The sequence below is a fragment of the Orenia sp. genome (assembly GCF_055140805.1).
This window is the reverse complement of record NZ_JBSQYM010000135.1, coordinates 1-9,690: the sequence shown is the minus strand read 5'-3', so window position 1 is coordinate 9,690 and position 9,690 is coordinate 1. Positions and strand designations below refer to the sequence as shown.

Below are 9,690 nucleotides of genomic sequence, written 5' to 3'. Positions count from 1 at the left end.
AGATGTGTATAAGAGACAGGATATTTTGTAGATAAGTTCGATAACCTATTAAAAATTAAAAGGAGAGAATTATTATGAAGTTAGAAGTATTGAGAGAAGGTAATTACCTACCAGATAAGTATTCTAAATATGCGAAAGAAGAATATAAATATAAGGAAAATCCAGCTGTTTCTTTTCCAATAAAATTTATAAATAAACCAGAAGGAACAAAAACCTTAGCACTTACATTAATAGATTATGACTCAATTCCTGTTTGTGGCTTTGCTTGGATTCACTGGATTGTTTGTAATATTCCTGGAAATATAGATTATTTACCCGAGAATATAAGTTTAGATAATTCTTTAAATCTAGTCCAAGGAACCAATAGCTTTGCCTCACCTTTTATAGGAGAAGAAGATCCCAATATTATCAAAAGGTATACAGGACCAACTCCACCTGATAAAGATCACAACTATACATTAACTGTTTATGCCTTAGATTGTAGCTTGAAATTAGCAGATGGTTATTTTCTAAATAAATTTCGAGATAAAATAAAAGATCATATATTAGACTCTGCTGAAATTGAAATATTATCTCGAGTTTAATACCTAAAAATTTACTATATAGAAACCGATAAAGATTTCATATTAACAGTTATAGTAATACTAACAAGCTCAAATAATTTTTTGCAACGAATCTCACGAATTGACGCGAATTAAAATCAGGAACTTTTAAATCTTTAATTTAATCTATTAATATCCTAAATTCGTGTGATTCGTATTAATTGGCACCCCAAGAGTACTTCTTCGGATAAATTACCTCAGGGCGTTACTAAATTAATTTAAATTCTTTTTCATGTTCTATATATATAAAACTTTAACATCAAATCACTATATTTTAATTATATCTCTAGAAACTCTGCTTTAATCTCATACTCCCTGCCTAATTTTCCCCTTATAATCCTTTGATATCTCTCTAATTGACTTTCTTCTTTAGTCTCTCCACTCTTATAATCAAGTATTATAACCTTTTTATTAGCTCTATCAACCATTAACCTATCAATTCTATGAAGCTGATGATTAGCTTTTAACTCATATTCAGTAAAGACTTCCCACTTTTTAGCAAAGTATTCACAATGGCTACTGATAAAATTATCAACTCTGTTAAATAACTCTGCTATCTTAGCTCCTCCCAGCATATTACCGTACTTTGCTAAGACCATGCTTTGACCATACTCCTTTTCAACAGCAGTATTGTATTTGATATGCTCTAAATAATAATGGATTGCTAACCCTTCTACTCTCTTTAGCTCTTTACTTAAATTCATGGTTTTATCCTGCTGAGTATCTTCCTCTACTAAATCACCTACAGGCACAAAGTAGTCTCTTAAGCTAGGTAGCTTAGTAGTGTTCTTCTCTGCTACTACTTTAGCTTGACTTAAAATCCCTATATCCTTAGCTTGGATTAATTTTTTCAAAGATTTTACTTTCATCCCAGCTAAGATAGCATCCTCATAAAGCTTATAAGATTTATCCTTCCAATAGTCATTCTCCTCATTCTTCTCATTGAACTTACAAGGTGCCTCTAGATAGATAAATAGATTTCTTTCTGCTCTAGTTAAAGCCACATAGAGATTATTTATCTCTTCTACAAATTCTTTTTCTTGAGCCTGCTCATAATAATTATACTCTAAATATTCAAAGAGAGAATTGTATTTAGAATTAGTTAATAGATAGCTTTCTACATATTCAAATTTATCATCAAAGTCCAAATATACCTCTAAGTTCTCCCCATAATTTCCTCCACTAGAGCTTGGCTTCCAATAAAAGAATTCTGTTTCAAAAGATAGCCCTTTAGCTTTATGGATAGTCATTAACTTAACAGCATTACTCTCTTTGACTCCAACCTGCTTTAGCTCTTGACTGTCCTTATTCTCATCTAAATAATCCACAAACTCCTTCAAATAATTAAAGTCTTTCATCAATTCAAAAAAAGAGTACAGATTCTTTAAAGCTCCAGTATTTCCTTGATAAATATCTAATAATCCACAATTTTCAATCAGATAATTACTCAACTTATTAAAATCTAACAACTTCAAATCTCTAATCTCTGCTAATAACTGCCCTAAATCACTTAACTCTATAGTACTCTCTTCACCTCTCAAATACTCTTCGACAAGCTCTTTATTTCTCAGTAGGTACTTTAAGCCTTGATTATTTAGGTTAATTAAATCACTTCTTAAAAACCTTAATAGTTGAAAATAATCATTGTAAAGTAGATAACTCAATAAGGAATAGATAGGTTTGACTGCTTGATGGTCAATTAAGCTATCCTTACTCTCTAGGATATAAGGGATATCAAGCTTATCCAATTCACGGGCAATCTCTGCTAAATCATTATTACCTCTAGCTAAAATAGATACCTTTTGATAATTAGCTAATTTCTCCTGGATGGTTTCTGCTATTTCCTCCTTCAAATCCACTATTACTTTATTATTGAACTCTAGAGCCTCTTGCTGTTCAGCTTTACTTAATTTCTGAAAACTTTTGGTCTCAGTATTGATTAAAAGGTTATTGCCACCAAGTATCATCTGGACATAACCGCCGTCCTTTTTCACCAAATGTTTGGCATCTTCATAATACCAATTATCATAGATTCCTTTGAAGAAGTGATTGACAAAGTCGGTAATCTCTTTTTCACTCCTATAAGATGTATCTAAAGCTTCAGTACTCCCCGCTAAAATTTCATCCAATTTTGCAAATAGCTCCTTCTCTCCACCACGCCAGCCATAGATTGACTGCTTTTCATCACCAACAGCAATTACATGCTGAGATTTATCAATTATAGGTTTTAATATCTTCCACTGCAAAACACTGGTATCCTGAAATTCATCTATAAATAGAGTCTTAACCTCTGTTCCTAGCAGTTCAAAGAAATAATCACTAACTACTTTGTCCTCTAATAAAGTCAACTCCTCTTGGTAGAAGTACTGGTAGGTATAGTTACTTACATCTGAATGGGTAAAAGCCTTCTCTTTAAATTTAATCTTATCATAAATAGCAAAGATCATCTTTGAAAAATTAAATACCTCTTGCTCATAGGGGATCATCTCTGTATTATAGATATAAGAGGCTAAATTCTCTCTAAAGACCTCATAGCTTTCCCTTAACTCTTCTAGTAGCTCAGCCACAGCCTTAGCCCGAGTCTTACTACCATTCCAGAATTCATTCTTAATAAAGATCTTATAATTTTTAATAATGTATTCTTCTTTATCCTCTACACTACTTAAATTCAAATAATCTTTAAAATCCTTCTTCAAAAAAGCAGGTGATAGCTCCTTACCTCTATCTATGGCTATCTCTTCTAAAGTATCTAGACATTGCTCAAAAAGACTAACTAAATTACCTACTGCTCTTGCTGATCTATTCCTTGCCTTTATCAATAAAAACTTCCATCTCTCATCGATTAGATTCTTAATTAATCCAATATAGTTATCTACATCACGTTCAGTATTATCCTTTAAAAACTTCTCCATCAGTGTGAAATATTCTCGATTATCAAGAATCTCTTTGAATATTCCTTCAATTATCTCAGTATTCTGATCATCCTCTATAATCTCATAAGCATAGATATCTAAATAGGGTGCTATTGCCTTCTTGAAGATATTATTAATAAAGCTATCTATAGTATAGATTCTAATCTTATCCTTATTCTCCAACATTCTTTGATAAACCTCTCTTAAGAGATTCAAATCCAACTCAAACCCTTCATAAATCTCCTTTAGACTATCAAAGACTTCACTCTTCTCTTCTCGCTCTAAGATATCCTCGATATGGGCTAGTACTCGCTCTCTTATCTCAGCAGTTGCCTTTTTAGTAAAGGTCATCACAACTAGCTCTTCAAAGTCTTCCCCTCTTAATAAAGCAGCTAGATATTCTAAGGATAAGCGATAGGTCTTGCCTGTTCCTGCACTTGCCTTTAAAATATTTATCACTTTAGCACCACCTTACAGATCTCACTATAACTACAATTATTACAATAGTATTTATACTGATTACTATACTCCTTGCTGTCTAAAAAGTTTTGTAATAAGGCTTGTAACTTCTCAGCAAACCCTCCTTCTGAGTTAAGCTTGCCATCTTCAAATTTCTCCTTCATCACATTATAGATACTCTTGTTAATAATCTCCTCTGATTTAAAATCAGGGTTATATAATAATGAGTAGAAGTCTAATTGCTCTTGGCTACCACTACCAGTCTTGTAATCTATAATATACTTCTGGTTATTTTCATCCTCTAGGATTAAATCTAATCTCCCATTTAGGTAAACCTTAGCTTTTTGATGGTTTAAGAAGACTCTTCTTTCTTCTCTATTGATACTCCATTCACTATCTATTTTTTTAATATTAGGGGCTTTTCTCTTTAGTTTTTCAAAAAATCCTCTAATAGAAGTCTCAATCAATTCAAACAAGACTTCTTGATAGTACTTCTGATAATAATTAGGTAGCTTTAATTCATAGGCTTGTAGCTTCAGATTTAAGATATCTCTAATTATCCCTTCATCTAAATCCCCTTTATTGATCATTATCTGATTGCCATAATTATTAATTATAGTTTCAAAAACTTCATGGACTATTATTCCAATCATCTTGGGACTAATCTTCTTCTTAAACTCTACCCTTTCTTCCGATAATTTAGCGATATGCTCTAAAAAGAAGCAATAGTGGCAGTTACTCAAAGTAGTTGCTTTATAATAAGATAGCGACAATTGACCTTCAAAGTCAGCTGCCTCTAGCTTTAAGCTATCCTGTTGCCTATGAGTAATCTCCAATCTATCCTTTAGAGAATTATTACTACTGGGAAATATACTATCAATTATTGTAGGATAATGCTTCTCATTTAATTCAACTGATTGTAAGGGAAGATTATACTTTAATCTTAACTCTTCTAAAAACGAGCTAGAATCTATATTCTTCTCCCCATTCTTAATTGTATAGATAATAACATCTTGAGAGCTGAAGATCTGCCTAAAGAAGAGATACTTCTCCTTTAATCTAATCTCTTCAGTTGTTCTTAACCCCAAATCACTTCTCTGTTTTTCTGTTAATAAGAAGCTACTAGAGCTTAGAGTAGGAATAACCCCGTCATAGATATTTAGCATAATTAATCTAGTATGATTAGCACAACTACTGTTTAATAAATCCTTGATTTCAACTCTACTTTCTTCATTATTCTCTAGTGATTTTATCTGTTTAAATCTCAAATAATTTAGAATTAACCTAAATAACCCTTCAGAACTATTCTTAAAATACTTATTCCAGGAGCTGACCAAATTCATCTCTTCAATTGAATTAAGCTCTGCTAAAGCTCCAAAGTATTGACTAATAGTATTTTTGTATTTATCTTCAGCTAATTTATCTTTGTCTAAGTCCTTTAGGAAATCAATATATTCTCCTAAGGTGCTTAATTTACTTATCCTCTTGACTTCATCTATAACCTCTTTAAAGCTCTCTAATCCTTCTAAGCATAAACTCTCATCAAAATAGACATAATCAGCTTGGGCTAAGTTAACTAAGTTTTTAAGATCAAGCTCTGTTAAGTCATAGTAAGCTCTAAAGAACTTGAAATAACTAGCAGCTAATAAAGCCTCCATACTTAATTTCAATCTTTTTTTACTTAGATCAGCAGTCTTTAGTAAACTATGTAAAGTATCCAAAAATCTATATAAATTACTGTTGGTAAAGGAGCTATCCTGATCTAGCTTAACCTTTTGTGCTGATAATAAGTTATGATAATTACTATTAGCAAAGTTACCGTCTAAAATCAGATAATCTTCTTCACTTTGATCTAGCTTAGCAAGAGCATTTACTAACTGTAAAAACTCTTCACTGCTTTGATAAAGCTCTACCTTCTGCTCTAATTTATCGGGTAAAGTTACACTAATTAAATTTAGTTTACCTTCGTCATAATCCTCTTTGGCAATTTGATTATAAATACTAATCTCTTTACCTTCCTCTGCTAATCTAAAAATCAATTCTCTTTCTTTAGGGGTACTCTCTAAGAGATTAATAAAGACTAGCTCTTGATAGTCAGCTAGGAAGATAGGATTGAAGTTATCAAAATCATAGACTAGAGTTCTATCGGTATAAGCTAACTTCTCCAGCTTAATAATATACCTTTCTCTTAACTCTTCAAAAAGTTGATACTTTTCCACCTGCCATCCTGTCAAATTATCAATCACATCTATATTATATTCATTCAATTCCTGATAAAAGTTAAAGAACTCTGCCGATAAATCAATAATGTCATAGTACGTATTGATTTTTAGTTTTTCTTTATCTTCCTTAGTTAATAGTTCATAGAAGATAAGAGTCAGCTTCTCTTCTTTTAAAACCAATTTATCTGTTGTAAATAATCTCTCTTTTAACTCTGAGATTGTTAAGAAAAGGCTTGGTTGAGCTAAGAAAGGTTGCTGATAATACTTCTTAGCTTGAATCTTATTCTGATTATTATCAAAGACATAGACTCTAGCCTTAGTGTTATCTATTGCTTTTTGAAAAAGATTAGTGGAATAATCTATATAATTTATTTGCAAACCCTACACCACCTTAACTGATTATAATTATTAGCTATGCTATTTGTGTTCTATAAAGTATTAAAAGTTCCCTTTTTCTATACTAAGGATTGAGTTTCATTTGTTTTTTTATTGTTATTAATTAGTGAAACTATCTATTCTTGTGAATTCTTCATTATATCTCTTTGCCATGATATAGCCTCCAGTTTAGTTTGATTTTATTATATCATGTCCGAAAAATTTCTGTACAATTTATTATAACCTATCCACTTTATATATTGCTTTTTCTCAATATCATCTAAAGTAATACTCTTTTTAATTCATTAACAACTAATTCTAATATCTTTATTCTATTATTTGCATAGAATAACTTAGAAGATTTTCCATAACCATTTAAAATATTTATCACTTCAATATTAATTGGTCTTAAAAATTTAAAAATAACATATTCGCCAACTCCATTATCTTCTACTCCCTCAAACCACGCTGTTGTTCTATCTTCATCTATTAAATTTACTGGATGATAAGCTAATTTAGGTTGATTATTACTAGTTAAATAAGACGAATACTCAATATCTTGAACTAATGTCATTGTAGGATATTGGTTTCCAGCAAAAGCATAACCACTTATAAGAATAGTAAGAATAGTAAGAATAGTAAGAATAGTAAGAATAGTAAGAATACTAACAATAAAAAATAATCTCTTCACATTATCACCTCTCTATTCTTTAAAAATAAAAAGCACATAAGCTATGGGAGCATATTGCGTATAACGGGACGATGGTTCGCGACGTCCCCTATAATACTTCTAATCTAAGATAAATCCTAAGTCTTACATAAGTCACCTCTAGCTATCTTATATCCTCCAAAATGGGATGTAGCTAATCTGCTGTTATAAGACGTTTTGCGTTCTCCATAATTTACAATCCCCTTTATATTTCAGTCAACATTTAAATTTTTATTGAATATTATGTAATACAAATGTTATAATATTAGTGAGGTGATTATTATGCAAACTATAAAAATTCGTAAGGTTGGAAATAGTTATGGTTTTACTATTCCTAAAGAACTTATGGAAAAATATCATTTAAAAGAAGGAGAAGAGCTCCATCTTATTGAAGAAAATGATGGTTTTACATTAACTCCTTATGATCATGAATTTGAAAAATGGACTAAATCTTTTGAAAAAACAAATCAAAAATTTAAGAATACATTAAAGGAACTATCTAAATGAAGAATATAAATTTTATTCCTAAAAAGGCTATACTTTATTTTCATGAACAATTAATTCAAATTTACGGTGGTAGCACAGGAATAAGAGATGAAAAACTTCTTGATTCTGCTATCCAACAACCTAGGAGCACTTTTGAAGGTAACTATCTGCATAATAGTATATTCAAAATGGCATCAGCCTATGGCTTTCACTTATGCAAAAATCATCCATTTGTAGATGGAAATAAACGAATTGCTCTTGTTGCTATGGATACATTTCTTCAAAATAATGGCTATGAAATAACTGCATCTGAGAAAGAAACTTATAAAATAATGATAAAGCTGTCCTCTGAAGGTCTTTCAAAAGATGAATTAACAAATTGGTTAAAACAAAATACTACTTCTATCTAGACTTCTTGGTAATTAAAGTTTTTACCAAGAGGTTTTTCTTTTTGGACAAAACTATAAAACCTTCCGATAGCAGAATGTCTTATAACGTTTCTGGGGTTCGTGACGTTCCAATATCCCTCTCCATCTACAACCTAACTGCTGAATTTCATAAGTCATCCCAAGCTTACTTCTAACCCCTATATGTTAGGATAGTTGTCGTATAGAATAAAAAGTGTATAATATAATTACGACACTAACATAAGGAGAAGTGATATGGGAAAAAAGAATAGAAATTATACTGGTGTTAGTATAATATAGTAGACACATTTAATCGAAAATATTAAAATAATAAGTAGAAAGAAAGGATGTGTCTACAATGGCAAAAAGATACAATAAAGATTTTAAAAACAATAATAAGTAGAAAGAAAGGATGTGTCTACAATGGCAAAAAGATACAATAAAGATTTTAAAAACACAATAATTGATTTATATAATTCAGGTTCTACTCTAGCAGAGCTAAACAGCGAATATGGCATTGCAAAATCTACTATTAGTGGTTGGGTTAAAAACTCTAAAGAAATAAATTTAAATGATAATGAAACTATAACTATAAAAGAAGTAAATGAATTAAAAAAAGAATTAGCTAAAATAAAAGAAGAAAACCAAATATTAAAAAAGGCTATGGCCATATTCGCAAGGAAATAAAGCCTCTAATTGATTTTATTGAAGAAAATAAGGGTAATCACAATATAAATACTATGTGTGAAGCCCTTGGGATACCTAGAAGTAGCTATTATAAACAATTAAATAGAACAGAAAGCAAAAGAAGTATTGAGAATAAGCAATTTAAAGAAGAAATATTGAAAATTTATTATGATAGCAAAAAGCGTTATGGTGCTCCTAAGATTCATAATCGTTTGATTACTAAAGGATATAAAATTAGCCTAAAAAGGGTTCAAAAACTTATGAAAGAATTAGATATAAGATCTATAACTGTTAAGAAATTCAACCCATGGTTGCAGATATAACCTATATTCATACTTTAAAAGATGGTTGGTGCTACTTATCTTCTATTATGGATCTTCATTCTAAAAAAATAATAGGTTACTGTTTTTCAAGAAATATGACTGATGATATTGTGATAAAGGCTTTAAATAATGCTTATTCTTCTCAAAGACCAGATAAAGAAGTAATTCTGCATACTGATTTAGGTTCACAGTATACTAGCAAAAAAGTTGAAGCATTAACTCAAAAACTTAATATGATCCAGTCTTTTAGTAAAAAAGGATGCCCCTATGACAATGCATGCATTGAGTCATTTCATGCTATTTTGAAAAAAGAAGAGGTTAACCATGTTAGATATTATGATTATTCATCAGCAAAGTTATCGATATTTAAGTTTATAGAAAGCTGGTATAACAGAAAAAGGATACATGGAAGTATTAATTATATGACTCCAGAAGAATGTGAAATTAAAGCTAAAAATATAGCATGAAAAATTCGATTTTTTGTGTCTAAGATATTGACATAGATCCA

The 9,690-nt window shown here is 30.4% G+C and carries 6 protein-coding genes and 1 pseudogene; 4 read left to right on the top strand and 3 right to left on the bottom strand.

Translation table 11 applies throughout. The features are described 5' to 3' along the window. Nucleotides 1-74: 74 nt before the first annotated feature. Nucleotides 75-584: a YbhB/YbcL family Raf kinase inhibitor-like protein gene (locus ACTCDL_RS12265; protein WP_463176990.1), complete on the top strand. Its 510-nt coding sequence runs from the start codon at nucleotides 75-77 to the stop codon at nucleotides 582-584. A 296-nt stretch (nucleotides 585-880) separates the two neighbouring features. Here the strand turns inward: ACTCDL_RS12265 and ACTCDL_RS12260 are convergent, their stop codons facing one another. The 3 genes from ACTCDL_RS12260 to ACTCDL_RS12250 form a co-directional block, all read right to left on the bottom strand. Then, a complete protein-coding gene (locus ACTCDL_RS12260) occupies nucleotides 881-3,973 on the bottom strand; it encodes a UvrD-helicase domain-containing protein (RefSeq protein WP_463176988.1) in 3,093 nt (1,030 codons plus the stop codon). Continuing rightward, nucleotides 3,970-6,573, bottom strand: coding sequence for a PD-(D/E)XK nuclease family protein (locus tag ACTCDL_RS12255; RefSeq protein ID WP_463176982.1), 2,604 nt, complete (start codon nucleotides 6,571-6,573; stop codon nucleotides 3,970-3,972). Before ACTCDL_RS12255 ends, ACTCDL_RS12260 begins: the two co-directional genes overlap by 4 nt. Nucleotides 6,574-6,850: 277 nt before the next feature. Next, nucleotides 6,851-7,261, bottom strand: coding sequence for an NADase-type glycan-binding domain-containing protein (locus ACTCDL_RS12250; protein WP_463176979.1), 411 nt, complete (start codon nucleotides 7,259-7,261; stop codon nucleotides 6,851-6,853). A 300-nt stretch (nucleotides 7,262-7,561) separates the two neighbouring features. On the opposite strand from ACTCDL_RS12250, the gene ACTCDL_RS12245 reads away from it, so the two are divergent. The 3 genes and pseudogenes from ACTCDL_RS12245 (at nucleotide 7,562) to ACTCDL_RS12235 (ending at nucleotide 9,649) form a co-directional block, all read left to right on the top strand. Then, a complete protein-coding gene (locus tag ACTCDL_RS12245) occupies nucleotides 7,562-7,786 on the top strand; it encodes an AbrB/MazE/SpoVT family DNA-binding domain-containing protein (protein WP_463176975.1) in 225 nt (74 codons plus the stop codon). Continuing rightward, complete coding sequence (locus ACTCDL_RS12240; protein WP_463176971.1) at nucleotides 7,783-8,175, top strand: type II toxin-antitoxin system death-on-curing family toxin; 393 nt, start codon at nucleotides 7,783-7,785, stop codon at nucleotides 8,173-8,175. The genes ACTCDL_RS12245 and ACTCDL_RS12240 overlap by 4 nt, the downstream gene beginning before the upstream one ends. A gap of 420 nt (nucleotides 8,176-8,595) precedes the next feature. Beyond that, a pseudogene (locus ACTCDL_RS12235) lies at nucleotides 8,596-9,649 on the top strand (IS3 family transposase). Nucleotides 9,650-9,690: the final 41 nt, after the last annotated feature.

What these genes read in the sequence shown, in the direction of transcription:
- ACTCDL_RS12265 (WP_463176990.1), top strand. Translation starts at nt 75, where the DNA reads ATGAAGTTAGAAGTATTGAGAGAAGGTAATTACCTACCAGATAAGTAT.
- ACTCDL_RS12245 (WP_463176975.1), top strand. Translation starts at nt 7,562, where the DNA reads ATGCAAACTATAAAAATTCGTAAGGTTGGAAATAGTTATGGTTTTACT.
- ACTCDL_RS12240 (WP_463176971.1), top strand. Translation starts at nt 7,783, where the DNA reads ATGAAGAATATAAATTTTATTCCTAAAAAGGCTATACTTTATTTTCAT.